Genomic DNA, 26042 nt, shown 5'->3' on the forward strand with positions numbered 1-26042 from the left:
CTTATTGCTCCACGCCGGCGGAGGCGGCCTGCGAGTGGGTGTCCGGGGTCACGGCCGGCTTGGCGTCGGGCTTGATCCACCAGGTCTGGATGCCGATGTCATATTTGGGCGAGACCTTGGGGTGGCCGATATGGTCCCAGTAGGCCACGCGCGAGGTCTTGATGTGCCAGTTGGGGATCACGTAGTAGCCCCATTGCAGCACCCGGTCGAGGGCGCGGGCATGGGCCACCAGGCTCTGGCGCGAGTCGGCGTTGATCAGGTCTTCCACCAGGGTATCGATGGTCGGGTCCTTGAGGCCGATGAAGTTGCGGCTGCCGGGGTTGTCGGCGCTGGAGGACTTCCAGTATTCGCGCTGCTCGTTGCCGGGCGAACTCGATTGCGGGAAGCCGCCGACCACCATGTCGAAGTCCCGCGAGCGCAGGCGGTTGATGTACTGGGAAACGTCGACCCGGCGGATCACCAGGTCGATCCCCAGGTCCGCGAGGTTGCGCTTGAACGGCAGCAGCACACGCTCGAACTCGGTCTGGGCCAGCAGGAACTCGATCACCACCGGCTTGCCCTGGGCGTCGACCATCTTGTCGTCGACGATGCGCCAGCCGGCTTCCTGCAACAGCTGGTAGGCATGGCGTTGCTGGGCGCGGATCATGCCGCTGCCATCGCACACCGAGGGCTGGAAGGCTTCGCTGAAGACCTGGTCGGGAATCTTGCCGCGCAGCGGTTCGAGGATCTGCAGCTCGTCGGCGTCGGGCAGGCCGGTGGCGGCCATTTCCGAGTTCTCGAAGTAGCTGCGGGTGCGGGTGTAGGCGCCGTTGAACAGTTGCTTGTTGGTCCACTCGAAGTCCAGCAGCAGGCTCAGGGCCTTGCGCACCCGCACATCCTGGAACAGCGGACGGCGGAGGTTGTAGACGAAGCCCTGCATGCCGGTGGGGTTGCCGTTGGGGATCTGTTCCTTGATCAGCCGGCCTTCGGTCACGGCCGGGATGTTGTAGGCGTTGGCCCAGTTCTTTGCGCTGGTTTCCAGCCAGTAGTCGAACTGGCCGGCCTTGAGGGCTTCCAGGGCCACGGTGTTGTCACGGTAATAGTCGGTGGCCATGACGTCGAAGTTGAACTGGCCGCGGTTGATCGGCAGGTCCTTGCCCCAGTAGTCCTTGACCCGTTCATAGCGCACCGAGCGCCCAGCCTTGACCTCGATGACCTTGTACGGGCCGCTGCCGAGGGGGATTTCCAGGTTGCCCTTGGAAAAGTCGCGGTGTTCCCACCAGTGCTTGGGCAGTATCGACAGTTGCCCGAGAATCAGCGGCAGTTCGCGATTGTTGGTGTGCTTGAACTTGAACAGCACCTTGAGCGGGTCTTCGGCGATCACGTCCTCGACGTCGGCGTAGTAGCCGCGGTACATCGGCGCGCCGGCCTTCATCAGGGTCTGGAAGCTGAACACCACGTCTTCGGCGCGGATCGGCTGGCCGTCGTGGAAGCGCGCCTCGGGGCGCAGGTAGAAACGCACCCAGCTGTTGTCCGGGGCTTTCTCGATCTGCCCGGCGATCAGGCCGTACTCGGTGAAGGGCTCGTCCAGGCTCTGGCGCATCAGGGTGTCGTAGATCAGGCCGATATTGTCCGCCGGCACGCCTTTGTTGATGAACGGGTTGAGGCTGTCGAAGCCACCGAAACCGGACTCGCGGAAGGTGCCGCCCTTGGGCGCGTCCGGGTTGACGTAGTCGAAGTGCTTGAAGTTGGCCGGGTACTTCGGCGGTTCGTTGTACAGGGTCAGGGCGTGTTGCGGGGCGGCCTGGGCGAGGCAGGCGATTCCCGTCAGCAGCACGCCGCCGGCCCACGGGAGCAGGGCACGCAGGGGCATCATTGGGCTTTCTCCAGGGACTTCAGCCACCAGGCGCTCAGGCCCAGTTGGTAGGGCGGCGTGGTGACGAAGGCGAACCGGTTGCGGTACGCCAGACGATGATAGTTAAGGTACCAGTTGGGGATGATGTAGTGCTGCCACAGCAGCACCCGATCCAGGGCCCGACCGGCGGCCAGTTGCTCGTCGCGGCTCTGCGCGGCGAGCAGGTGTTCCAGCAGGTGATCGACGATGGGGTTGTTGATGCCCGCATAGTTCTTGCTGCCCTTGACCCCGACCTGGCTGGAGTGGAAGTACTGCCATTGCTCCAGGCCCGGGCTGAGGGTCTGGTTCAGGGTCATGAGGATCATGTCGAAATCGAACTGGTCCAGGCGCTGCTTGTACTGCGCCCGGTCCACGGTGCGCAGGCGCGCGTCGATGCCGATGCTGGCCAGGTTCTCGACGTAGGGCTGGAGGATCCGTTCCAGGTTCGGGTTGACCAGCAGCAGCTCGAAGCGCAGCGGTTGCCCGTTGCTGTCGAGCAGGCGCTGGCCGTTGAGCTTCCAGCCGGCTTCGGCGAGCAGGCCCAGGGCCTGGCGCAGGGTCGCCCGCGGGATGCCGCGGCCGTCGGTCTGCGGCAGGCTGAAGGGCTGGGTGAACAGGCTGGCGGGCAACTGCTCGCGGTAGGGCGAGAGCAGCAGCCATTCATGGCCGACCGGCAGGCCCGTGGCGGAGAACTCGCTGTTGGGGTAGTAGCTGGTCGCGCGCTTGTAGGCGCCGCTGAACAGGGTGCGGTTGGTCCACTCGAAGTCGAACATCAGGCCCAGGGCTTCGCGCACCTTGCGGTCGGCGAAGATCCCCCGGCGGCTGTTCATGAACAGGCCCTGGGTCTGGGTAGGGATCTGGTGCGCCACCTGGGCCTTGATGATGTCGCCGCGGTTGACCGCGGGGAAGTTGTAGCCGTTGGCCCAGTTCTTCGCCTGGTGTTCGATGTAGATGTCGAACTCGCCGGCCTTGAAGGCTTCGAAGGCGACGTCGCTGTCACGGTAGAACTCCACCGCGACCTTGTTGAAGTTGTTGAAGCCGCGATTGACCGGCAGGTCCTTGCCCCAGTAGTCCTTGACCCGCTCGAACAGCAGCGAGCGCCCCGGTTGCACCCGGGTGATGCGGTAGGGGCCGCTGCCCAGCGGCGGCTCGAAGGTGGTGGCCTTGAAGTCGCGGTCTTTCCAGTAGTGCTGCGGCAGCACCGGCAACTCGCCCAGGCGCAGGATCAGCAGCGGGTTGCCGGAGCGCTTGAAGACGAAGCGGATACGCTGCGGGCCGAGGATGTCCACCCGCTGCACTTCCTGCAGGTTGGTGCGGTATTGCGGGTGGCCTTCCTTGAGCAGCAGCCGATAGGAAAACGCCACATCGTAGGCGGTGATCGGCTTGCCGTCGTGAAAACGCGCCTCGGGACGGAGGTTGAACACCACCCAGCTGCGGTCTTCGCTGTATTCGACGGAGCGGGCGATCAGGCCGTAGCTGGAGGTCGGCTCGTCGCCGGACGGCGCGTACTGGCCGGTGCCGACCATCAGCGGCTCGTTCAGCTCGTTGACCCCGTATTGCAGGAAGTTAGGCGTGGAAACCGGGCTGCTGCCCTTGAAGGTGTAAGGGTTGAGGGTATCGAAGGTGCCAAACGCCATGACCTGCAAGGTCCCGCCTTTGGGCGCGGCGGGGTTGACCCAGTCGTAATGGGTGAACTTGGCGGGGTACTTGAGCGTGCCGAACTGCGCGTAACCATGGCTTTCAGTGATCGTTGCGCTTGCGGGAAAGCTCAAGGCCAGACTGATTAGGGACAGGAGGAGGGGACGCATCAAGGCAGAGATCCGATCCAGGCGGCTTGGGCTTTGTGCTCCGTACAGTAACAGCTTGTATCGACAGGAAAAAGGCCGCCCTCCGAAGGCTCTGTTACAGCCCTGAAAAAAAAGATCGCGGCCCCTGGTAGCGCCTGTGCCGGATGTTGAGATTCATCCGTGGGCGCTGCCGGGAACCGCGATCTTTTTCGATCCAGCCAGCCTTAGTGAGGCAGGTAGACGGTCAGCATCTGGCCTGGCTTGAGAGCCTGGCCGGCGCGGGGATTCCAGCGCTTGAGGTGTTGCATCTCGACGTTGAAGCGCTTGGCCACCATGTACAGCGAATCGCCTTGCTTGACCTTGTACTGGGTCGACTTCTTGTCGGCGCTGGCGACCATGGTCTTCTTGCCGGAGGCCTTGGCGCTGGTTTTGCTGCTGGTCTTGGCTTTGCTGGTGTCCTGCATGACCAGGGTCTGGCCGACCTTGAGCTGCTTGCCGCTCAGCTTGTTCCAGCGTTGCAGGTCCTTGACGTCGACCTTGTTGGCCTTGGCGATCTGCGACAGGTTATCGCCACGCTTGACCCGGTAGTTGCGCTTGGCCTGGGCCATTTCGCGACTGTCGGCACCCTCGAACACTGGCTTGAGCGAACGCTGGCTGATCAGCTCTTCGGGCTTCATGGTCGACAGGCTGGCGCTCAGCAGTTGCGCCTTGGACGTCGGCACCAGCAGGTGCTGGGGACCGTCGATGGTGGTGCGTTGTTTGAAGGCCGGGTTGAGCTGGACCAGCTCGTCCTCGTCGATGTTGGCCACCGCGGCGACCTTGGACAGGTCCATGCGCTGGTTGATCTCGACGACCTGGAAGTAGGGTTCGTTGGCGATCGGGTTCAGGTTGACGCCATAGGCTTCGGGCGCCAGCACCACCTGGGACAGGGCCAGCAGCTTGGGCACGTAGGCCTGGGTTTCCGACGGCAGCGGCAGGTTCCAGTAGTCGGTGGGCAGGCCGAGCTTCTCGTTGCGCTCGATGGCCCGGCTGACCGTGCCTTCGCCGGCGTTGTAGGCCGCCAGGGCCAGCAGCCAGTCGCCGTTGAACATGTCGTGCAGGCGGGTCAGGTAATCCATGGCCGCGGTGGTCGAGGCGGTGATGTCGCGACGGCCATCGTAGAAGCGGGTCTGGCGCAGGTTGAAGGAACGGCCGGTGGACGGGATGAACTGCCAGAGGCCTACCGCGTCGGCCCGGGAATAGGCCATCGGGTTGTAGGCGCTCTCGATCACTGGCAGCAGGGCCAGCTCTAGCGGCATGTTGCGTTCTTCAAGACGCTCGACGATGTAATGGATATAGAGGCTGCCGCGTTCGCTGGCATTCTCGAGAAACGATGGATTGCTGGCGAACCACAGGCGCTGCTGTTCGATGCGCGGGTTGACGCCGATGCCTTCCTGCAACTGGAAACCTTCGCGCATGCGCTCCCAGACGTCCTGGGGCAATTGCGGGCTGGGTTTTTCATTCAGCCAGATGGGTTTCTGCTTGATGCGGGCGTTGAAATTCTGGGTGTGCGAAGCGTCGGTTTGCGGGACGTGGCTCGTGCTTTGGCAGCCCGCCAGGGTGGCGGACACAGCCACCGCGATGGCTTGAGCCAACCGCGTCAATGCGTCTGAATTGATGGATTTACGAATAGATGACGACATTGGCTGGAAGTAAGTTCCGGGCAAAAATGTCGGGCGATTCTAGAAAGCGCACCCGGTGAGGTCAACCATTCAGAATTTTCGTACCAACAGGCAACCCGCTTAGAACTTATCTTTCCAAGCCCGCAAGGCAGCAAAAACCGCACTCTGAGCCCGGTTATCGAGGCCGTTCCGTTCGTCTGCTTTTTGTTTAACGGATGTTTCACCGGTACGCAGGAAGGGATTGGTAAGTTTTTCCAGGGCCAGGGTGGAGGGCAGGGTCATGCGGCCGTTTTCCCGCAGTTCGCTGACTTTGCGCAGGCGCTCGGCGATGTCCGGGTTGTCCGGTTCCACCGCCTGGGCAAAACGCAGGTTGCTCAGGGTGTATTCGTGGGTGCAGTACACCAGGGTGTCTTCGGGCAGCGCGGCCAGGCGGCTCAGGGAGTGGTGCATCTGCTCCGGCGTGCCCTCGAACAGGCGCCCGCAACCGGCGGCGAACAGGGTGTCGCCACAAAACAGCAGGCCGTGATGGTAGTAGGCAATATGCCCCAGGGTGTGGCCGGGCACGGCATAGATGTCGAAGTCCCAGCCAAGGATGTTGGCCTGGTCGTTGTCGTTCAGGGCCACGTCGCGCCCCGGGATGTTTTCGTTGGCCGGGCCCCAGACCTTGGCGCCGCTGGCTTTTTTCAGCTGTTCGACACCGCCGACGTGGTCGTGGTGGTGATGGGTCACCAGGATATCGCTCAACTCCCAACCCGGATGCCGGGCGAGCCAGGCCTGTACCGGTGCGGCGTCACCCGGGTCGACCACCGCGCAACGCTGATGGCGATGGTCCTGTAACAACCAGATGTAGTTATCGGTGAACGCGGGCAGGGCACTGATCTGTATCATCGTTGGAGTCGCCAAGCGGAAAACATTGGCGCATCTTAGAACTTCTTGGCGGGTTGGAGAATGCAATGACCGATAAAGCGTTCGCTCAGGCCGATCCTGACTGGCTGGCTCTGATCAGTGCCGCCCGTGAGTGGCTGTCCGGGCCACTGGGGCAATTTCTGCTGGATGAAGAACGGCGCATGCTCGACGACGAGCTGGGGCGCTTCTTCGGCGGCTACCTGGTGCATTACGGCCCATCGGCGCAAACCCCGCCGGCGGCGCCCCAGGTGCAGCGCAATGTACGCCTGGGCGCGCCGCTGCCTGGCGTGGAGATCGTTTGCGAAGAGCAGGCCTGGCCGCTCAGCGAGCACGCCGCCGATGTGGTGGTGCTGCAGCACGGCCTGGATTTCTGCCTGTCGCCCCACGGCCTGCTGCGCGAAGCCGCCAGCGCCGTGCGGCCGGGCGGGCATCTGTTGATCATCGGTATCAATCCCTGGAGCAGCTGGGGCCTGCGGCATGTGTTCGCCCATGACGCCTTGCGCCAGGCGCGCTGCATTTCCCCGTCGCGGGTCGCCGACTGGTTGAACCTGCTGGGCTTCGCGCTGGAGAAACGCCGCTTCGGGTGCTATCGTCCGCCGCTTGCCTCGGCGGCCTGGCAGGCTCGGTTGGCCGGCTGGGAGCGCAAGGCCGGTGACTGGCAACTGTCCGGCGGCGGCTTCTACCTGCTGGTGGCGCGCAAGATAGTGGTCGGCCTGCGCCCGGTGCGCCAGGTACGCCGCGAGCCGATGGGCAAGCTGGTGCCGCTGCCGATGGCCAAGGTCAACCGCCGGCACAGTGAACCCCCTCTTTAATTCAGCCGGGCCGAATCTGCCCGGCTTGGGCGTTGTCGATCGACGATCGGCAAGCCACAGGTATTTTCGATTGGAAGTCTGGCATGAGCGATAGCGTAGAAATCTTCACCGACGGCGCCTGCAAGGGCAATCCTGGCCCAGGGGGCTGGGGCGCACTGCTGGTGTTCAAGGGCGTGGAGAAGGAACTCTGGGGCGGCGAAGCCAACACCACCAACAACCGCATGGAGCTAATGGCAGCGATCCGCGGCCTGGAAGAGCTCAAGCGCGAGTGCCAGGTGATCCTGGTCACCGACTCGCAGTACGTGATGAAGGGCATCAACGAGTGGATGGCCAACTGGAAAAAGCGCGGCTGGAAAACCGCGGCCAAGGAACCGGTGAAAAATGCCGACCTGTGGCAGCAGCTCGATGAGCAGGTCAACCGCCACCAGGTCACCTGGAAATGGGTGCGCGGCCATACTGGCCACCACGGCAACGAACGGGCCGACCAACTGGCCAACCGCGGCGTCGACGAGGTCCGCGGTTACAAGCAGGCCTGATGCCCTGAACGGGTAGTCAGTTGCAACGCAGCGGCCGTTCGAGCCGCTGCTTCATTTCCCCCATCGCGCGGGGCGAATCCACCAGCACCGCATCCATCTTCAGGCAGGCGGCCGCCTGGTAATCCTCGGCCGTATTGACCCCGATCGCCAGCATCCGCACCTTGCCCCGGGACTGGAAGCAATCCACCGCGGCGGGCGTCCACAGCCGGGCATCTACCTTCGAACGGGCTTCGCCCAGGGTGAAGGTCTCGACCAGCTGCACCGGGCGCCGGTACTCGAAAGCCACCCAACTGGCTGGCGCTGGCGGCGCCGTGCAGCTGTGGGCCAGGGCGACGCTGGCCAGTCGATCCCGGGTGTTGTCTCGGGACTCGAACAGCCGCGCCTGAGGGTATTGGGCGAACGCCTGCTGGTAGCTGGCATCGGTGGAGTAGATCAGCACCCGGTTCCAGGCGTGCAGCTGCTCCAGCAATTGGGCGACCGCCTTGGCCTGGGGAGCGGCGGGCAGGGCCTTCATGTCGAGAATGACCGGCACGGCGTCGGGGATCGCCGCCAGCGCCTGTTGCAGTGAGGGGATGGTCACCGCCTGGGAGCGATAGGGAAATGTCACCTGACCATCGGCCGCGGTCTGCTTGAAGTTCCAGCCGGCATTCAGTGTTTGCAACTGCGCCAGGGTTTTCTCGCTGACCGCGCCGGACACCGGGGTATTGGCGCTCAGGTCCGCCGGTCGGTACAGCACCGGCACGCCGTCGCGGCTCAGTTGCACCGTCAGCCAGAGCATGTCTGCACGGTTGCGCAGGGCGTTGTCGATGGCCAGCAGGGTGTTCTCGGGAAAGTCTGCGGCACCGCCGCGATGGGCGACGATCAAGGGGCCTTGCCCGGCGTCGGGGCCAGTTGCCGGAAGGGAAGAGCAGCCACTGATGAAGGCCGCGGCCAACAGCAGTGGGATCATCTGTCGAGTCTTGAGCATGGGAGGGCGGTTTCCTGGAAGTGAGTGCAAGGCCGGGTGCCAGCACCCGCCCGCCTGAGTGGCCGTACGGTAGCGCAATGGCCTCGCCCATTTAAACAAACGCGTGATGCACAGGGTGAATTAGTGGCGCGGTGCCGGGGCGATCAAAGGGTAAGGATGGCGCTGGCCAGTTGCAGGTCTGAGTACCCTGGGTTGCCGAGCGTTTGGCGAATGTGCCGCATGGCGGCTTCCAGCTGGGCACCGCGGATCTCGCCGGCGCTGGCGACAAAGGCCGCGGCATCGGTCTTGGCGGCGAGCACTAGCTTGTCGTCCTTGAACGAGCTGGTGGCTTTCGAACTGCCTTCGGTGGTGCTCAAGGCCAGGCTCATGGTGATGTCGGTGCTGATCACCAGGCTGGTGGCCTGGCCGATATCGGCGAACAGGCAAGCGCAAAGCAGAAAGGTCAGGCGGGTTTTGCAGGGGGTCATGGCAGGCTGGAGTCCGTTGAAAATATCGTGCGGACCCTAACAAGCCGCCGCGCGGCGAACTGCATGAGCTTTGCGAATGATTGTTAAAAACTGCGCAGGCCGGCGCCAGGCGAATCCGCCATGCGTGCCATGCCGCGAGAGCGTGCTAAAATCCCGCGCCTTGAAAGACTTCCACCGTTGAGAACTGACCCCTGATGGCCAACAGATCTGTTGTACTCGATACCGAAACCACCGGCATGCCGGTGACCGACGGCCACCGGATCATTGAGATCGGTTGCGTCGAGTTGATCGGACGGCGCCTGACCGGTCGGCATTTCCACGTCTACCTGCAACCGGATCGCGAGAGCGACGAGGGCGCGATCGGCGTCCACGGCATCACCAACGAGTTCCTGGTGGGCAAGCCGCGCTTCGCCGAAGTCGCCGACGAGTTCTTCGAGTTCATCCAGGGCGCGCAGCTGATCATCCACAACGCGGCGTTCGACGTTGGCTTCATCAACAACGAATTCGCCCTGATGGGCCAGCACGACCGCGCCGACATCACCCAGCACTGCAGCATCCTCGACACCCTGTTGATGGCCCGGGAACGTCACCCCGGCCAGCGCAACAGCCTCGATGCCTTGTGCAAACGCTATGACGTCGACAACTCCGGCCGTGAACTGCACGGCGCCTTGCTCGACTCGGAGATTCTCGCCGACGTCTACCTGACCATGACCGGCGGCCAGACCAGCCTGTCCCTGGCCGGCAACGCCTCGGACGGCAACGGCAGCGAAGGTTCGGGCAACCGCGCCAGCGAAATCCGTCGCCTGTCGGCGGATCGCCAGCGCGGGCGGATCATTCGCGCCAGCGAAGCCGAACTGGCCGAGCACCAGGTGCGTCTCGAGATTATCGCCAAATCCGCCGGCGCCCCGGCGCTCTGGACCCAGCTGGCCGAAGCCAAGGCCCAGCAGCAGTAGTTGTTCGTGGGCGACCTTTTGTTACAGGAGGTCGTTGACGGGGTTCCGCGCCGGCCCCCGAGCTTCTACCCTGAGGTGATTGGCGGACCCTTGTCCGCAGCCTCAGGATGCCTGGTGCCATGTACAAAGACCTGAAATTCCCCATCCTTATCGTGCATCGCGACATCAAGGCCGACACCGTCGCCGGCGACCGGGTGCGGGGGATCGCCAGGGAGCTGGAGCAAGAAGGCTTCAGTATCTTTTCCGCGGTGGACTATGCCGAAGGGCGCCTGGTGGCTTCGACCCATCACGGCCTGGCCTGCATGCTGATCGCCGCCGAAGGCGCCGGGGAAAACACCCACCTGCTGCAGAACATGGTGGAACTGATCCGCCTGGCCCGGGTGCGCGCACCAAACCTGCCGATCTTCGCCCTGGGCGAGCAGGTGACCCTGGAAAATGCCCCGGCCGACGCCATGAGCGAGCTCAATCAGCTGCGCGGCATCCTTTACCTGTTCGAAGACACCGTGCCGTTTCTGGCGCGCCAGGTGGCGCGGGCGGCGCGCAATTACCTCGATGGCCTGTTGCCGCCATTCTTCAAGGCGCTGGTGCAGCACACGGCCGATTCCAACTATTCCTGGCACACCCCGGGGCACGGCGGTGGCGTGGCCTATCGCAAAAGCCCGGTGGGCCAGGCGTTTCACCAGTTCTTCGGTGAGAACACCCTGCGCTCTGACTTGTCGGTGTCTGTCCCGGAACTGGGCTCGCTGCTCGATCACACCGGGCCCCTGGCGGAAGCCGAGGCGCGGGCAGCGCGCAATTTCGGCGCCGACCACACCTTTTTCGTGATCAACGGTACTTCGACCGCCAACAAGATCGTCTGGCACTCCATGGTCGGTCGCGACGACCTGGTGCTGGTGGATCGCAACTGCCACAAGTCGGTGCTGCACGCGATCATCATGACCGGCGCGATCCCGCTGTTCCTCTGTCCGGAGCGCAACGAACTGGGGATCATCGGCCCCATCCCCCTGAGCGAATTCAGCCGCGAGTCGATCCAGGCCAAGATCGACGCCAACCCGCTGACCCAGGGGCGGCCGGCCAAGGTCAAGCTGGCGGTGGTCACCAACTCGACCTACGACGGCCTCTGCTACAACGCCGAACTGATCAAGCAGAGCCTGGGCAACAGCGTCGAGGTGCTGCATTTCGACGAGGCCTGGTACGCCTACGCGGCCTTCCATGAGTTCTTCGAGGGGCGTTACGGCATGGGCACCTCGCGCAGCGCCGACAGCCCGCTGGTGTTCACCACCCATTCCACCCACAAGCTGCTGGCGGCCTTCAGCCAGGCCTCGATGATCCATGTGCAGGACGGCGGCGCCCGGCAGCTGGACCGCGACCGCTTCAACGAAGCCTTCATGATGCACATCTCCACCTCGCCGCAGTACAGCATCATCGCCTCGCTGGACGTGGCCTCGGCGATGATGGAAGGGCCGGCGGGGCGCTCGCTGCTGCAGGAAATGTTCGACGAGGCTTTGAGCTTTCGCCGCGCCCTGGCCAACCTGCGCCAGCACATCGCCGCCGACGACTGGTGGTTTTCCATCTGGCAGCCAGAGCGGGTGGAAGGCATCGATCAGGTCAGCACCGCGGACTGGCTGCTGGAGCCGGAGGGCGAGTGGCACGGGTTCGCCGGGGTGACCGACGACTATGTGCTGCTGGACCCGATCAAGGTCACCCTGGTGATGCCCGGGCTCACCGCTGGCGGCGCCTTGAGCGAGCGCGGGATACCGGCGGCGGTGGTCAGCAAGTTTCTCTGGGAGCGCGGCCTGGTGGTGGAAAAGACTGGCCTGTATTCCTTCCTGGTGCTGTTTTCCATGGGCATCACCAAGGGCAAGTGGAGCACGCTGCTGACCGAGTTGCTGGAGTTCAAGCGCAACTACGACGCCAATGTCAGCCTTGCCGCCTGCCTGCCGAGCATCGCCCAGCAGGACATGGCGCGGTACCAGGGCATGGGCCTGCGCGACCTCTGCGACCAGTTGCATGCCTGTTACCGCAGCAATGCCACGGCCAAGCACCTCAAGCGCATGTACACCGTGCTGCCGGAGGTGGCGATGAAGCCCGCCGACGCCTACGATCAACTGGTGCGGGGCGAGGTCGAGGCGGTGTCCATCGATGCCCTCGCCGGGCGGGTGGCGGCGGTGATGCTGGTGCCATACCCGCCGGGCATTCCCCTGATCATGCCGGGCGAGCGCTTCACCGAATCGACCCGCTCGATCATCGATTACCTGGCTTTCGCCCGTACGTTCGATAGCAGCTTTCCCGGCTTTGTCGCGGATGTGCATGGATTGCAGCATGAAGACGAAGGCAATGGGCGGCAGTACACCGTCGATTGCATCAAGGTTTGAGGACGTTTCCCGCTATGCAGCCAATGATCAATCCCAAGTACCCCGGCCTGTCGGTGCGTGTCGCCGATGAGGGTTTCGCCGCGTATGTCTGGGGCAGCGATTTCAGCTTCGAAGTCAGCGCCTATGCCCAGGCGCAGAGCGAACAGGCAGTGGCCAAGTGGCCGTTGCACCACATCACCCCGTACCGCAAGTGCTACGGCATCGACCCCGAAGAATTCAGCAGCTATCGCGATGCCGCCGACAGCGCGGTGTTCATGGCCTACCTGGACGACGAGCCGGTCGGCCATGTGGTGGTCAGCACCAACTGGAACGGTTACGCCCATATCGACGAGCTGGCGGTGCACGCGCCGGCGCGGCGCCACGGGGTGGCCAAGGCTTTGCTGGATGTGGCGCAGTTCTGGAGCCGCAAGAAAAAACTGCCAGGCATCATGCTCGAGACCCAGAACAACAACCTGGGGGCCTGCCGCTTGTACGAGCGCTGCGGTTATGTGGTCGGTGGCATCGATCACCTGCGTTACCGTGGGATCGATCCGACTACGGCCGAGGTGGCGATTTTCTGGTATCGGCTGTTCAACGACGAGCTGGCGCGGGAAGCCGGGGTCTAGCCGGCCAGCATGCTTTCGGCCTTTTCCGTGAGGGTTTCCAGCAGCGCTTCCAGGGTGGGCGAGGACGGGCTGCCGCCGCGGGTCAGGGCATAGAGGGTGACCAGGATCGGTGGCGACAGCGGACAGACGTCCAGGCCGCCCTCGCGCGCGCCGAGGGCGGTGAAGGGGTCGACAATCGCCAGGCCTTCGCCGGCCTCGACCATGCTGCGCATCATCTGATGGGTCTGTACCCGGGTGTGGATGCTCGGGCTGGGGCGCAGGTTCTGCAACTTGCTGTCCAGGGTCACGCTCAGCGGATCCTGGCCTTCCAGGCCGACCATGGCCTGGCCCGCCAGGTCCTGCAGGGAAATGTACTTCTGCTTCGGTTGCAGCCAGCCGTGAGGGGCCAGCAGTTGCAGCTTGCCCTGTGCCAGGGCGACGCACTGGATATCGGGGTGATCGGGATTGTGCAGGCTCAGGCCCAGGTCGCCTTCACGCAGCAACAGGCTCTTGACCATGTCGCGGGTGCTCTGGCTGGCGAGATTGCACGGGGTGTCGGGAAAACGCCGGCGCAGGGCGGCGATGCTCTGTGGCAACAACTGCTGGGCCAGGGGCGGGGTGCCAATGATGCGCAAGGGCGGCGCCTGGTATTGCTTCAGGCTGTCGGCCAGACGTTGCACGGGCTCGAAGGCGTCATACAGGGTAGCGATCGCCGGTTGTAGCTCGCGAGCCTCCCGGGTGGCTTGCAGGCGTCCGCGAACACTGGCGAAGAGCATGAAACCCGATTGGCTTTCTGCGTCGCGCAGGATCGCTTCCACCTCGGCCACCGGCAGTTGCAACAGCTCGGCGGCCGTGCCCAGGTGACCGGTTTGCAGGAGCGCCTGAATCACTTCGATATGACGTAAACGCATGCTTGAAGTCCATGTCCAGCCGGTGAGGGATTCACACTGAATCCTAACTCATGTCTGCGCATATGACTTCTGCTCATAACGGCACGTTATGAGGGAAGAATGGTCTCGGGTTCGCGAATAAGGGTGACGCCCGATTGCACGAGGAGAAACTGGTTGTCGTCCATTTTGTTGACGCGGTCGCCAATGGCCAGGCGATAGGTGGTGACGGGCTCCGAGCCGGCGATGCCCTCTGAAGAGGGGGTGGATTCCTGGAACTCATGCACCGAATAGACACGACCTTCCGCGTCCCTTGCATGAAATTGTCCGACGAGTACTGCTGCCATCTTTAGAGCCTCTGGAGATAAAACACTCAATTCGCGGTCCTGTAGACCCTGCCTGGGCAAAGTAAGTTTAGCGACGGAAAAAAAATAGTCCGCGGCCCTGATTGCAACTGGCGTGCAACAGCGTGACGCCTGGAAGCGCTCAGGGAATTTCCTGCGGCGGGTGGCTGTGGGCGGGGTGGATCATCTATAACTACCAGCCTCCTCAACCAGAAGTCGGGAATTCACTATGAGCAACGTCTACACGATTGCAGTGCTGGTCGGCAGCCTGAGAAAGGCCTCGATCAACCGGAAAGTGGCGCTGGCCCTGGCGGAACTGGCGCCGGCCAACCTGCGGTTGAAGATTGTCGAGATCGGCGACCTGCCGCTCTACAACGAAGACATCGATGTAGACCCGCCGGCCGCCTACAAGGCGTTCCGCGAGCAGGTGAGCGCCGCCGATGCCGTGCTGTTCGTCACTCCGGAATACAACCGCTCGGTTCCCGCACCGATGAAAAACGCCATCGACGTGGGGTCGCGACCCTACGGCAAGAGCGCCTGGAGCGGCAAGCCGGGGGCCGTGATCAGCGCATCCCCGGGCGCCATCGGCGGTTTTGGCGCCAACCATCACCTGCGCCAGTCCCTGGTGTTCCTCAATGTGCCGTGCATGCAGCAGCCGGAAGCCTACCTGAGCGGCGCCGGTTCGGCCTTCGACGAGGCGGGCAAGCTGTCCGAGTCGCTCAAGCCGTTCCTGGAGAAATTCATCAACGCCTACGCCCAGTGGGTCGAGCAACACAAAAAGCTCTGATCCTGGCACCGCGGGAGTCGGCCAGCCGGCTCCCGCGGCTGATGGGATATTCCCCTCGTCGCGAGAAAAGCGCTTTACCGCATATCTGAATATTCATATATTCGCCGCTCCAAATGCCTGGAGTGGCCCCAGTGTCCGACACTCTCAACCCCGCCGAACTGTTCAAGGCGCTTGCCGACGAAACCCGCAGCCGCATCGCCTTGCTCGTGACCCGCGAAGGCGAGTTGTGTGTTTGTGAGCTGACCGCCGCCCTGGGGCAGAGCCAGCCGAAGATCTCCCGGCACCTGGCGCTGTTGCGCAGCTGCGGCCTGCTGGCCGACCGCCGCCAGGGGCAGTGGATCTACTACCGGCTGCACCCGCAATTGTCACCCTGGGTGACCACACTGCTGCAGGACACGCTGGAGGCCAACAGCCCCTGGCTGCAGGCTGACCTGCAACGGCTGCAGACCATGGCCGATCGCCCCGTGCGCTGCTGCTGAATTCCCATCCACCTCACTTTTCCTGCTCAAGGCTGTCCGGCATGCTGACTGCTTCATTGATTTTCCTGCTGACCATTACCCTGGTGATCTGGCAGCCCAAGGGCCTCGGCGTGGGCTGGAGCGCGGTGTTCGGCGCGGTGCTGGCGTTGCTGTTCGGGGTGGTGCAACTGACGGATATTCCGGTGGTCTGGCAGATCATCTGGAACGCCACCGGCACCTTCGTGGCCTTGATCATCATCAGCCTGCTGCTGGACGAGGCCGGGTTTTTCGCCTGGGCCGCCTTGCATGTGGCGCGCTGGGGGCAGGGCAGCGGGCGCAAGCTGTTTGCCTTCATGGTGTTGCTGGGGGCGCTGGTATCGGCGCTGTTCGCCAACGACGGCGCGGCGCTGATTCTCACGCCGATCGTGATCTCCATGCTGCTGGCGTTGCGCTTCTCCCGGGCCGCGACCCTGGCGTTCGTCATGGGCGCCGGGTTTATCGCCGATACGGCGAGCCTGCCGCTGGTGGTGTCGAACCTGGTGAACATCGTTTCCGCGGACTTCTTCAATATCGGCTTCAACCAGTACGCGGCGGTGATGCTGCCGGTGAACCTGGTCAGCGTGGCCGCGACCCTGGCGGTGTTGCTGTGGTTCTTCCGTCGCGACATTCCCCAAGCCTACGACCCCGAGGAGCTGGAACCGCCCGCCAGCGCGATCCATGACAAGGCCACCTTCGTCGCCGGCTGGTGGGTGCTGATCATCCTGCTGCTGGGGTGTTTTGCCCTGGAGCCGCTGGGCATTCCCATCAGCGCGATTTCCGCGGTGTGCGCGGCCTTGCTATTGGGCATCGCGGCCAAGGGCCACAAGATCTCCACCCGCAAGGTGCTCAAGGAAGCGCCGTGGCAGATCGTGATTTTCTCCCTCGGCATGTACCTGGTGGTCTACGGCCTGCGCAATGCCGGGTTGACCACCCACCTGGCCGGTTGGCTCGACTGTTTCGCCGACTACGGCATCTGGGGCGCGGCCATGGGTACCGGGCTGCTGACCGCGGTCCTGTCATCGATCATGAACAACCTGCCGACGGTGCTGATCGGCGCGCTGTCCATCGACGCTAGCCAGGCCAGCGGCGTGGTCAAGGACGCAATGATCTACGCCAACGTGATCGGCAGCGACCTGGGGCCGAAGATCACCCCGATCGGCAGCCTGGCCACCTTGCTCTGGTTGCATGTGCTGGATCGCAAGGACATCCATATCGGCTGGGGCCGCTACTTCAAGGTCGGCATCGTGCTGACCCTGCCGGTGCTGCTGGTGACCCTGGCGGCACTGGCCCTGCGCTTGTCGGTGATGTGAGGGCGCTGATGTACTGAGGGCGGCTCAAGCCGTCCCCGGCACATTCGGCCAGAGGTCCGCCACCAGGAACAGGCGTTCGGCTTCCTCCCAGTCGCCGGCGCGGTTTTCCGTCAGGCGCACCAATAGTTGCGCCGGGGCGTGCAGGTCGAGTTCCTCCAGCCAGGCTTGCAGCTGCGGGTCGCTCCAGGTCTGCTCCGCCGGGTAGGACGCCGGCGCCAGCCAGGCCTGGCGTGGCAAGGGTTGCCAGCGCCCGGGCGGGCTTTGCGCGATAAAGGCCGGCCAGTCGCGCTGGTGCAGCCAACGCCCGCGCAGGTGCTGCGGGTGGGCGCCGCGGGGCGGTTGGGTGGTGCCGGGCCAGGGGTAGAGCAGGTAGCCGCCGAGCCACAGGTGGGCGCTGAAGTCCTGGATATCCATGGCCGCCAGCACTTCCAGGCTGTCGGCCCGGGCGGAGATCGGCAACTGGTGTTCGTTCAGGTGCGCCAGCTTGCGGTCCAGGCGATCGTGGCAGCCAGGGCCCAGCCATAACGCGGTGTCCGCGCCGTTGCCATGTTGCGGGCCGAGGTAGAGCTTGATCGCCAGTTCCAGATGGTGGATGCCGTCGCGATCGCGCAGCAGCATGTCCAGTTCGCCCAGGGTGTGGCCGGCGCGGCGGATCGGCAGGTTGGCCGCCAGCAGTTCGACGCCGGGCGCGTGCTGTACGGCAAATTGCCACAGGCGTTCGTAATAGAGGCCCAAGCGTTTTGTCGGCCCGAGGGCCAGCCAGCGGCGCAGGGCGCGGCCGTCCTGGTCCAACTGACGCAACCAGTGCGCCAGCAGCTGCGGCGCCTGCACCCAGTCGCTGCCGGCCAGCGGATGGCGCTGCGGCCAGGGCGTCTCGTCGAGCATCGGCGGCGCGAGGATGACCCAGGCCAGGTCGCGCACTTCGGGGTGGCGCAACTGGCGGGGGAGGTCGAGCAAGCCGGGAAACAGGATCATTCTGCGAGCATAGCGCCTAACGTCGAGGCTGAAAGGATTTTGTCTATGGCCGGCTTTCGCCCATAATCTGTGCTTTGCCCGTCCCAGAACCCTGCAGGAGCCCCATGGAGCAATTTCGCAATATCGGCATTATCGGTCGCCTGGGCAGTTCGCAGGTGCTGGACACAGTTCGCCGACTGAAAAGGTTTCTGCTCGCCCGCCACCTGCATGTGATTCTCGAAGACACCATTGCCGAAGTGCTGCCCGGCCACGGCCTGCAGACCTCCTCGCGCAAGCTGCTCGGCGAAGTCTGCGACATGGTGATTGTGGTCGGTGGCGACGGCAGCCTGCTGGGCGCGGCCCGCGCCCTGGCGCGCCACAATATTCCGGTGCTGGGGATCAACCGGGGCAGCCTGGGGTTCCTTACCGACATTCGTCCGGACGAGCTGGAAGTCAAGGTCGCCGAAGTCCTCGACGGCCACTACCTGGTGGAAAACCGTTTCCTGCTGCAGGCCGAAGTACGGCGCCACGCCGAAGCCATCGGCCAGGGCGATGCGCTCAACGATGTGGTGCTGCACCCGGGCAAGTCGACGCGGATGATCGAGTTCGAGATCTACATCGACGGCCAGTTCGTCTGCAGCCAGAAGGCCGACGGCCTGATCGTCGCCACGCCGACCGGCTCCACTGCCTACGCCTTGTCCGCCGGTGGGCCGATCATGCATCCCAAGCTCGACGCTATTGTGATTGTGCCGATGTACCCCCATACCTTGTCGGGAAGGCCGATCGTGGTCGATGGCAACAGCGAGTTGAAAATCGTCGTGTCCAAGGATATGCAGATCTACCCGCAGGTTTCCTGCGACGGGCAGAACCATTTCACCTGTGCCCCCGGTGACACCATCACCGTCAGCAAGAAGGCGCAGAAACTGCGCCTGATCCACCCGCTGGACCACAACTATTACGAGGTCTGCCGGACCAAGCTCGGCTGGGGCAGTCGACTGGGTGGTGGAGGCGACTGATGCTCGATCCCGCGCGTAGCTACGACCTGATCGGTGACGTGCACGGTTGCGCCCTGACCCTTGAGCACTTGCTGGACAAGCTCGGTTATCGCAAGCAGGGCGGCGTCTGGCGGCATTCGTCGCGCATGGCGGTGTTCCTCGGCGATATCATCGACCGCGGCCCACGAATCCGCGAAGCCTTGCACATCGTCCACGACATGGTCGAGGCCGGCCAGGCGCTGTGCGTCATGGGTAACCATGAGTTCAACGCCCTGGGCTGGGTCACCCCGGCAGCGCCCGGCGGCGGCAGGCATTTCGTGCGCGAACACACGCCGCGCCATGCCCGCCTGATCAACGAGACCCTGGCGCAATTCGAGCAGTACCCCAAGGACTGGCACGATTTCCTCGCCTGGTTCTACGAGATGCCGCTGTTCATCGACGCCGGGCGTTTTCGCGTGGTGCATGCCTGCTGGGACGCCGGCCTGATCGAGCCGCTGCGGGCGCAATACCCCGACGGCTGCATCGACGAGCACTTCCTCCAGGCCTCGGCGGTACCCGGCAGCTTCGCCAATAACGTGTTCGACCGGCTGCTGCGCGGCACTGACATGCGCCTGCCCCATGGCCTGACCATGACCAGCGGCGATGGCCTGACCCGTTCGTTCTTCCGCACCAAGTTCTGGGAAGACGACCCACAGACCTACGGCGACATCGTGTTCCAGCCCGATGCGCTGCCCGAGCCGGTGGCCCGCACGCCGCTGTCCTCGGCGGAGAAAAACAACCTGCTGCGCTACGGCGTCGATGAGCCCTTGCTGTTCGTCGGCCATTACTGGCGCAGCGGCAAACCGGCGCCGATTCGCTCGAACCTGGCCTGCCTGGATTACAGCGCGGTGCTCTACGGCAGGCTGGTGGCTTATCGCCTGGACCAGGAAACCCGTCTGGACCCGGATAAATTCGTCTGGGTCTATGTCGAGCGACCGGAGGTGCAGCAATGAGTGCTGTTGCGGTATTGCGCCTGCCGTTGAATGTGGACCTGAGTGGCTTCGTCAAACTGTTGCAGCGCATGCAGGTGCCGCACCGGGTCAGCGAGGAAGCGGGGGAGCAGGTGCTCTGGGTGCCGGACGCCATCAGCGAAGACGTGCGTTCGTTGTACGAGCGTTTTCCGGCGGGCGATCCCGAGCAGCAACTGGACATCCCCGAGGCCGGCGCCGCCATGCGCCGCCCGGGGTTCGTCGAGCAACTGCGGCGTAGCCCGGCCACCGCGCTGATCCTGCTGCTGAGCCTGATCGTTGCTGCGCTGACCCTGCTCGGCGAGAACCTCGGCACCCTGCGCTGGCTGACCTTCCTCGAATTCCGCGTGGTCGGCGACTACATCCAGTTCACGCCCCTGGCCGACAGCCTGGCGGCGGGGCAGTGGTGGCGCCTGGTCACGCCGATGCTGATTCACTTCGGCTTCCTGCACATCGCCATGAACGGCATGTGGTACTGGGAGCTGGGGCGGCGCATCGAACAGCGCCAGGGCAGTATCAACCTGCTGGGCCTGACGTTGCTGTTCAGCCTGGTGTCGAACTACGCGCAATACCTGTTCAGCGGGCCGAGCCTGTTCGGCGGCCTGTCCGGCGTGCTCTACGGCCTGCTCGGGCATTGCTGGATCTATCAGTTGCTCTCGCCCAACCCGGCCTATCGCCTGCCTCGCGGGGTCCTGGCGATGATGCTGGTGTGGTTGCTGATCTGTATGTCGGGGCTGATCTCGGTGATCGGTTTCGGTGAAATCGCCAACGCCGCCCACGTCGGCGGGTTGCTCGTCGGATGCCTCACAGGTTTGTTGGGCGGCTTGTACAGCCGCCGTAAACTGGCCCTCTAATGCTGGAGACCGCTTATGTCGTCGTTTGTTGAAATGATTGAAAACATCACCCCGGACATCTACCAGAGCCTGAAACTGGCGGTAGAGATCGGCAAATGGTCCGATGGCCGCAAGCTCACCGCCGAGCAGCGCGAACTGTCCCTGCAGGCGATGATCGCCTGGGAAATGCAGAACCTGCCCGAAGAGCAGCGCACCGGTTACATGGGCCCGCAGGAGTGTGCGTCGAAGTCGATCGAAGTGCCGAATATCCTGTTCAAGTCGGATGCCATCCATTGATCGAGATTGGCCGTGGCTCCATCAGTAAAATGTCGGCGCGCCTGGACGGGGCGGATGTGCAGTACGCCTTTCGTCTTGGCGACACCGAGGTGCCGGTCAATCCATTGATCGGCAGCACCCTGCGCCTGGAATACCTGGGGGCGATCCACTGCACCCATTGCGGGCGCAAGACCAAGACCAGCTTCAGCCAGGGTTACTGCTACCCGTGCATGACCAAGCTGGCCCAGTGCGATGTCTGCATCATGAGCCCGGAACGCTGCCACTACGACGCCGGCACCTGCCGCGAGCCGTCCTGGGGCGAGCAGTTCTGCATGACCGACCATGTGGTGTACCTGGCCAATTCGTCGGGGATCAAGGTCGGCATCACCCGCGCCACCCAACTGCCGACCCGCTGGCTCGACCAGGGCGCCAGCCAGGCGCTGCCGATCATGCGCGTGGCGACCCGCCAGCAGTCCGGTTTCGTCGAGGACCTGTTCCGCACCCAGGTGGCCGACAAGACCAACTGGCGCGCCTTGCTCAAGGGCGACGCCGAGGCGGTGGACCTGGCGCAGGTGCGCGACCAGCTGTTCGCTTCCTGCGCCGAGGGCCTGCTCGCCTTGCAGGAACGCTTCGGCCTGCAGGCGATCCAACCGGTCAGCGATGTCGAGCCGATCGAGATCCGCTACCCGGTCGAGCAGTACCCGGCCAAGATCGTCAGCTTCAACCTGGACAAGAACCCGATTGCCGAAGGCACGCTGCTGGGGATCAAGGGCCAATACCTGATCTTCGATACCGGCGTGATCAATATTCGTAAATACACGGCCTACCAGCTCGCCGTGCATCAGTAGAAGGATTCGACGCATGCGCACCGAACAACCGAAGATGATTTACCTGAAGGACTATCAGGCGCCCGAGTACCTGATCGACGAAACACACCTGACCTTCGAGTTGTTCGAGGACCACAGCCTGGTCCATGCGCAACTGGTGATGCGCCGCAATCCGGTGCATGGTGGCGGCCTGCCGCCGCTGGTGCTCGATGGCCAGCAGCTGGAGCTGCTGTCGGTGTCCCTGGGCGACCGCGAGCTGACGGCCGCGGATTACCAGCTGAACGCCAACCACCTGACCCTGCAGCCGACCAGCGAATCCTTCACAGTCGACACCAGCGTCAAGATCCACCCGGAAAGCAACACCGCCCTGGAAGGCCTGTACAAGTCCAGCGGCATGTTCTGCACCCAGTGCGAGGCCGAGGGCTTTCGCAAGATCACCTACTACCTCGACCGCCCGGACGTGATGAGTAAGTTCACCACCACAGTGGTCGCCGAGCAGCACAGCTATCCGGTGCTGCTGTCCAACGGCAACCCGATCGCCAGCGGGCCGGGCGAAGACGGCCGGCACTGGGCGACCTGGGAAGACCCGTTCATGAAACCGGCCTACCTGTTCGCCCTGGTGGCGGGCGATTTGTGGTGCGTCGAGGACAGCTTCACCACCATGAACCAGCGCGAGGTCGCGCTGCGCATCTATGTCGAGCCGGAAAACATCGACAAGTGCCAGCACGCCATGACCAGCCTGAAGAAGTCCATGCGCTGGGATGAACAGACCTATGGCCGTGAGTACGACCTGGACATCTTCATGATCGTCGCGGTCAACGACTTCAACATGGGCGCCATGGAGAACAAGGGCCTCAACATCTTCAACTCCAGCGCCGTGCTGGCCCGCGCCGAAACCGCCACCGACGCCGCGCACCAGCGGGTCGAGGCGATCGTCGCCCACGAATACTTCCACAACTGGTCGGGCAACCGCGTGACCTGCCGCGACTGGTTCCAGCTGTCGCTCAAGGAAGGCTTCACGGTATTCCGCGATGCCGGTTTCTCCTCGGACATGAACTCGCGCACGGTCAAGCGCATCCAGGACGTGGCCTACCTGCGCACCCACCAGTTCGCCGAAGATGCTGGCCCCATGGCTCACGCCGTGCGCCCGGAAAGCTTTATCGAGATCTCCAACTTCTACACCCTGACCGTGTACGAGAAGGGCTCGGAAGTGGTCGGCATGATCCGCACCCTGGTGGGCGCCGAAGGCTTCCGCAAGGGCAGCGACCTGTACTTCCAGCGCCACGACGGCCAGGCCGTGACCTGCGACGATTTCGTCAAGGCCATGGAAGACGCCAACGGCATCGACCTCGCCCAGTTCAAGCGCTGGTACAGCCAGGCCGGTACCCCACGCCTGGCGGTCAGCGAGGCCTATGACGCGAAGGCGAAGACCTACAGCCTGACCTTCCGACAGAGCTGCCCGCAAACCCCGGACAAGGTGGAAAAACTGCCGTTCGTGATTCCGGTCGAGCTGGGCCTGCTGGACGCCAAGGGCGCGGCCATTGCCCTGCGCCTGGCTGGCGAAACCGCCGCGCAAGGCACTTCGCGGGTGATCTCGGTGACTGAAGCCGAGCAGACTTTCACCTTCGTCGACATCGCCGAACAACCGCTGCCATCCTTGCTGCGCGGCTTCTCGGCGCCGGTGAAGCTGAGCTTCCCGTACAACCGCGACCAGCTGATGTTCCTCATGCAGCACGACAGCGACGGTTTCAACCGCTGGGACGCTGGCCAGCAACTGGCGGTGCAGGTGCTGCAAGACCTGATTGCCCAGCATCAGCAAGGCCAGGCACTGGTATTGGACCAGCGTCTGGTCACCGCGCTGGCTACGCTGCTGGCCGACGACAGCCTGGACCAGGCCATGGTCGCGGAAATGCTCTCGCTGCCGGGCGAGGCCTACCTGACCGAAATCAGCGAAGTGGCGGATGTCGAGGCCATTCACGCGGCGCGCGAGTTCGCCCGCCAGCAACTGGCCGACAGCCTGTTCGATGCCTTGTGGAAGCGTTACCAGGCCAATCGCGAGGTCTCCCGGACCACCGGCTACGTTGCCGAGTCCGCGCACTTCGCCCGTCGGGCCCTGCAAAACATCGCGCTGTCGTACCTGATGCTCACCGAGAAGCCGCAAGTGCTGGCGGCGGCCATCGAACAGTTCGACGCCGCCGACAACATGACCGAGCGCCTGACGGCATTGGCGGTGCTGGTCAACTCGCCGTTCGAGGCCGAGAAGGCCAAGGCCCTGGCGGTATTCGCCGAGCACTTCAAGGACAATGCCCTGGTCATGGACCAGTGGTTCAGCGTCCAGGCCGGCAGCACGCTGCCGGGCGGGCTGGAGCGGGTCAAGGCGCTGATGCAGCACAAGGCGTTCAACATCAAGAACCCGAACAAGGTGCGCGCCCTGATCGGCGCCTTCGCCGGCCAGAACCTGATCAACTTCCACGCCGCGGACGGCTCCGGCTACCGCTTCCTGGCCGACCTGGTGATCCAGCTCAACGGCTTCAACCCGCAGATCGCCTCGCGGCAACTGGCGCCGCTGACCCGCTGGCGCAAATACGACAGCGCCCGCCAGGCGCTGATGAAAGGCGAGCTGGAACGCATCCGCGCCTCCGGCGAGCTGTCCAGTGATGTGTTCGAAGTGGTCAGCAAAAGCCTGGCCTGACCCTCTCTCCTAGGAACTGGCCCGACGCCTATAAAGGATGGGGTGTCGGGTTGGGGGGCTCGACGCCAGGGTTCATGCTCTGTAAGGCGTCCGACAGATCCCGGTGATAGTTCTGCGCGCCTATGGCGTGCAGGATGCCGACCCGTTCAAGCTTGGTGTGGACCTTGAGGTTGGCTTCGCACAGCTTCACCACAATCCCGCGCTTGTGCAGCTGGCCTATCACTTCCTCCAGCATCTGCAAGCCCGTGATATCCATGAAAGGCACGTGTCTCAGGCGAATGATCAGCACCTGCGGGTCGCTGTGGGTCTGCGCCAGCGCGCGCTCGAAAGTCTCCGCGGCACCAAAGAACAGCGGCCCCTCGATGGTGTAGATCAGCACGCCCGGCGGCAGATGCAACTGGCCGTTGCCGTGCAGCTCGTGTTGCAGGTCCTGTTCCACCACCTGTTGTACCTCCACCGAGGAGGCCATGCGCCGCAGGAAATGCAGCATCGCCAGGATCACCCCGATATTCACCGCGATCACCAGATCGCTGAACACCGTGAGAACAAAGGTGGCCAGCAGAATCGCCACATCCGCCCGGGGCGCCCGTTGCACCATGCGCTTGAAGTGGTGCAGTTCGCTCATGTTATAGGCGACCACGAACAGGATCGCCGCCAGGGCGCACAACGGGATATTGGCCGCCAGCGGCGCGAGAAACAGGATGATCAGCACCAGGACCAGCGCATGGGTGATGCCCGCCAGCGGGCTGCTGCCACCGTTGCGGATATTGGTCGCGGTGCGGGCAATCGCGCCGGTGGCGGCGAATCCGCCAAACAGCGGCGTGGCCAGGTTGGCGATGCCCTGGCCGATCAGTTCCTGGTTGGAGTCGTGGCGGGTGCCGGCCATGCCATCGGCCACCACCGCCGACAACAGCGACTCGATGGCGCCGAGCATAGCGATGGCGAAGGCCGGGCCGATCAGGTCCAGCACCCGGGGCAGGTTGATTTCAGGCAGGTGCAACGCCGGCAACCCCTGGGGAATGCCGCCGAAGGCGCTGCCGATGGTGGCCACGCCGTCGAACTGGAACACTGACTGCAGAGCGGTGGCCAGGGTCATGGCGACCAGGGGTGCCGGCAGGCGTTTGAGCTGCGGGATTCTGGGCACGCCCCACAACAGCGCCAGGCTGAGCAGGGCCAGCAGGGTGGTGGCCGGGTGCAGGTCGGGCAGGGCCTGCAGCAGGTGCCAGAGCTTCTGGTGAAAATATTCGCCGCTGACGGCGGGCAGGCCGAAGAAATCCTTCCACTGGCTGACCCAGATGATCACCCCGATCCCGGCGGTAAAGCCGAGTATCACCGGGTCCGGGATGAACTTGATCAGCGCCCCGAGACGACTGATGCCCAGCAGGAACAGGATGATTCCGGCCATCATGGTCGCCAGTTGCAGGCCGTCGACCCCGTACTTGGCGGTGACCCCGGCCAGAATCACGATAAAGGCCCCGGTAGGTCCGGCGATCTGCAAGCGGCTACCGCCGAACAGCGACACCAGCAGGCCGCCGACGATGGCGGTGTAGATCCCCTGTTCGGGCTTGACCCCGGAGGCGATGGCGAAGGCCATGGCCAGGGGCAGCGCCACCACGCCGACAATCACCCCGGACACCAGGTTGCGGGCCCAGTGGGCGCGTCCCAGCAATCCGGCTTTCCACGCCTCGCGTATGGCAATCATCGCTCACTCC

The 26042-nt window shown here is 64.0% G+C and carries 24 protein-coding genes; 14 read left to right on the plus strand and 10 right to left on the minus strand.

The features are described from left to right. Position 1: 1 nt before the first annotated feature. The 4 genes from C4K38_RS13875 to gloB all read right to left on the minus strand — a co-directional run bounded on the left by C4K38_RS13875 (position 2) and on the right by gloB (position 6209). Positions 2-1855, minus strand: coding sequence for an extracellular solute-binding protein (locus tag C4K38_RS13875; RefSeq protein ID WP_053278863.1), 1854 nt, complete (start codon positions 1853-1855; stop codon positions 2-4). Further along, positions 1852-3681 (minus strand): extracellular solute-binding protein, encoded by a 1830-nt coding sequence (locus C4K38_RS13880; protein WP_053278864.1) that lies wholly within the window; start codon positions 3679-3681, stop codon positions 1852-1854. The genes C4K38_RS13875 and C4K38_RS13880 overlap by 4 nt, the downstream gene beginning before the upstream one ends. Before the next feature lie 203 nt (positions 3682-3884). Next, complete coding sequence (locus C4K38_RS13885) at positions 3885-5342, minus strand: transglycosylase SLT domain-containing protein (RefSeq protein ID WP_053278865.1); 1458 nt, start codon at positions 5340-5342, stop codon at positions 3885-3887. 99 nt (positions 5343-5441) lie between these two features. Beyond that, positions 5442-6209: a hydroxyacylglutathione hydrolase gene (gene gloB / locus C4K38_RS13890; RefSeq protein WP_025809203.1), complete on the minus strand. Its 768-nt coding sequence runs from the start codon at positions 6207-6209 to the stop codon at positions 5442-5444. A 65-nt stretch (positions 6210-6274) separates the two neighbouring features. On the opposite strand from gloB, the gene C4K38_RS13895 reads away from it, so the two are divergent. Continuing rightward, positions 6275-7039, plus strand: coding sequence for a class I SAM-dependent methyltransferase (locus C4K38_RS13895; protein ID WP_053278866.1), 765 nt, complete (start codon positions 6275-6277; stop codon positions 7037-7039). Positions 7040-7122: 83 nt separating this feature from the next. After that, positions 7123-7575 carry a ribonuclease HI gene (gene rnhA, locus C4K38_RS13900; protein WP_009048707.1) on the plus strand — a complete coding sequence of 151 codons (453 nt, stop codon included), beginning with the start codon at positions 7123-7125 and terminating at the stop codon, positions 7573-7575. A 16-nt stretch (positions 7576-7591) separates the two neighbouring features. Here the strand turns inward: rnhA and C4K38_RS13905 are convergent, their stop codons facing one another. Together C4K38_RS13905 and C4K38_RS13910 are read right to left on the minus strand one after the other, a co-directional pair. Continuing rightward, entirely contained in the window at positions 7592-8542 is a 951-nt protein-coding gene (locus tag C4K38_RS13905) for a glycerophosphodiester phosphodiesterase family protein (RefSeq protein ID WP_053278867.1), read from the minus strand. A 143-nt stretch (positions 8543-8685) separates the two neighbouring features. Further along, complete coding sequence (locus C4K38_RS13910) at positions 8686-9009, minus strand: DUF2388 domain-containing protein (protein ID WP_053278868.1); 324 nt, start codon at positions 9007-9009, stop codon at positions 8686-8688. A 194-nt stretch (positions 9010-9203) separates the two neighbouring features. Here C4K38_RS13910 and dnaQ point away from each other — a divergent pair, with 194 nt between their 5' ends. The 3 genes from dnaQ to C4K38_RS13925 all read left to right on the plus strand — a co-directional run bounded on the left by dnaQ (position 9204) and on the right by C4K38_RS13925 (position 12942). Beyond that, complete coding sequence (gene dnaQ, locus C4K38_RS13915) at positions 9204-9962, plus strand: DNA polymerase III subunit epsilon (protein ID WP_025809199.1); 759 nt, start codon at positions 9204-9206, stop codon at positions 9960-9962. A gap of 119 nt (positions 9963-10081) precedes the next feature. Next, entirely contained in the window at positions 10082-12337 is a 2256-nt protein-coding gene (locus C4K38_RS13920; RefSeq protein WP_053278869.1) for an Orn/Lys/Arg family decarboxylase, read from the plus strand. Between the two features lie 14 nt (positions 12338-12351). Beyond that, positions 12352-12942, plus strand: a complete 591-nt coding sequence (locus tag C4K38_RS13925) for a GNAT family N-acetyltransferase (RefSeq protein ID WP_053278870.1) — start codon at positions 12352-12354, stop codon at positions 12940-12942. Here C4K38_RS13925 and C4K38_RS13930 read toward each other — a convergent pair. Together C4K38_RS13930 and C4K38_RS13935 are read right to left on the minus strand one after the other, a co-directional pair. Beyond that, positions 12939-13832, minus strand: coding sequence for a LysR substrate-binding domain-containing protein (locus C4K38_RS13930; protein ID WP_053278871.1), 894 nt, complete (start codon positions 13830-13832; stop codon positions 12939-12941). The genes C4K38_RS13925 and C4K38_RS13930 overlap by 4 nt on opposite strands. A gap of 86 nt (positions 13833-13918) precedes the next feature. After that, entirely contained in the window at positions 13919-14155 is a 237-nt protein-coding gene (locus C4K38_RS13935) for a hypothetical protein (RefSeq protein WP_053278872.1), read from the minus strand. Between the two features lie 226 nt (positions 14156-14381). Between C4K38_RS13935 and C4K38_RS13940 the strand changes: the two genes are divergently transcribed. The 3 genes from C4K38_RS13940 to C4K38_RS13950 all read left to right on the plus strand — a co-directional run bounded on the left by C4K38_RS13940 (position 14382) and on the right by C4K38_RS13950 (position 16746). Then, a complete protein-coding gene (locus C4K38_RS13940; RefSeq protein ID WP_053278873.1) occupies positions 14382-14939 on the plus strand; it encodes an NADPH-dependent FMN reductase in 558 nt (185 codons plus the stop codon). A gap of 131 nt (positions 14940-15070) precedes the next feature. Continuing rightward, complete coding sequence (locus tag C4K38_RS13945) at positions 15071-15418, plus strand: metalloregulator ArsR/SmtB family transcription factor (protein ID WP_053278874.1); 348 nt, start codon at positions 15071-15073, stop codon at positions 15416-15418. A gap of 41 nt (positions 15419-15459) precedes the next feature. After that, positions 15460-16746: an arsenic transporter gene (locus C4K38_RS13950; RefSeq protein WP_053278875.1), complete on the plus strand. Its 1287-nt coding sequence runs from the start codon at positions 15460-15462 to the stop codon at positions 16744-16746. 24 nt (positions 16747-16770) lie between these two features. On the opposite strand, the gene C4K38_RS13955 is transcribed toward C4K38_RS13950, so the two are convergent. Continuing rightward, positions 16771-17721 (minus strand): DUF1853 family protein, encoded by a 951-nt coding sequence (locus C4K38_RS13955; protein WP_053278876.1) that lies wholly within the window; start codon positions 17719-17721, stop codon positions 16771-16773. Positions 17722-17825: 104 nt separating this feature from the next. On the opposite strand from C4K38_RS13955, the gene C4K38_RS13960 reads away from it, so the two are divergent. Genes C4K38_RS13960 through pepN form a run of 6 tightly spaced genes read left to right on the plus strand, consistent with a single transcriptional unit; the run spans position 17826 to position 24330 of the window. Further along, positions 17826-18716 carry an NAD(+) kinase gene (locus tag C4K38_RS13960; RefSeq protein ID WP_025809190.1) on the plus strand — a complete coding sequence of 297 codons (891 nt, stop codon included), beginning with the start codon at positions 17826-17828 and terminating at the stop codon, positions 18714-18716. Further along, a complete protein-coding gene (locus C4K38_RS13965; protein ID WP_053278877.1) occupies positions 18716-19687 on the plus strand; it encodes a metallophosphoesterase in 972 nt (323 codons plus the stop codon). Before C4K38_RS13960 ends, C4K38_RS13965 begins: the two co-directional genes overlap by 1 nt. Then, on the plus strand, positions 19684-20556 hold the full coding sequence (locus tag C4K38_RS13970) for a rhomboid family intramembrane serine protease (protein ID WP_053278878.1): 873 nt from the start codon (positions 19684-19686) through the stop codon (positions 20554-20556). Before C4K38_RS13965 ends, C4K38_RS13970 begins: the two co-directional genes overlap by 4 nt. Positions 20557-20571: 15 nt before the next feature. Further along, entirely contained in the window at positions 20572-20832 is a 261-nt protein-coding gene (locus tag C4K38_RS13975; RefSeq protein ID WP_007920905.1) for a YeaC family protein, read from the plus strand. After that, positions 20829-21659 (plus strand): DUF2797 domain-containing protein, encoded by an 831-nt coding sequence (locus C4K38_RS13980; RefSeq protein ID WP_053278879.1) that lies wholly within the window; start codon positions 20829-20831, stop codon positions 21657-21659. Before C4K38_RS13975 ends, C4K38_RS13980 begins: the two co-directional genes overlap by 4 nt. Positions 21660-21672: 13 nt before the next feature. Next, entirely contained in the window at positions 21673-24330 is a 2658-nt protein-coding gene (gene pepN / locus C4K38_RS13985; protein ID WP_053278880.1) for an aminopeptidase N, read from the plus strand. Positions 24331-24358: 28 nt separating this feature from the next. Here the strand turns inward: pepN and C4K38_RS13990 are convergent, their stop codons facing one another. Further along, the gene (locus C4K38_RS13990) at positions 24359-26032 is read right to left on the minus strand and encodes a SulP family inorganic anion transporter (protein WP_053278881.1); all 1674 of its coding nucleotides are present in this window, start codon (positions 26030-26032) and stop codon (positions 24359-24361) included. Positions 26033-26042 lie beyond the last annotated feature (10 nt).

Source organism: Pseudomonas chlororaphis subsp. piscium (genome assembly GCF_003850345.1).
In the GTDB taxonomy this organism is placed as follows: Bacteria; Pseudomonadota; Gammaproteobacteria; order Pseudomonadales; family Pseudomonadaceae; genus Aquipseudomonas; species Aquipseudomonas piscium.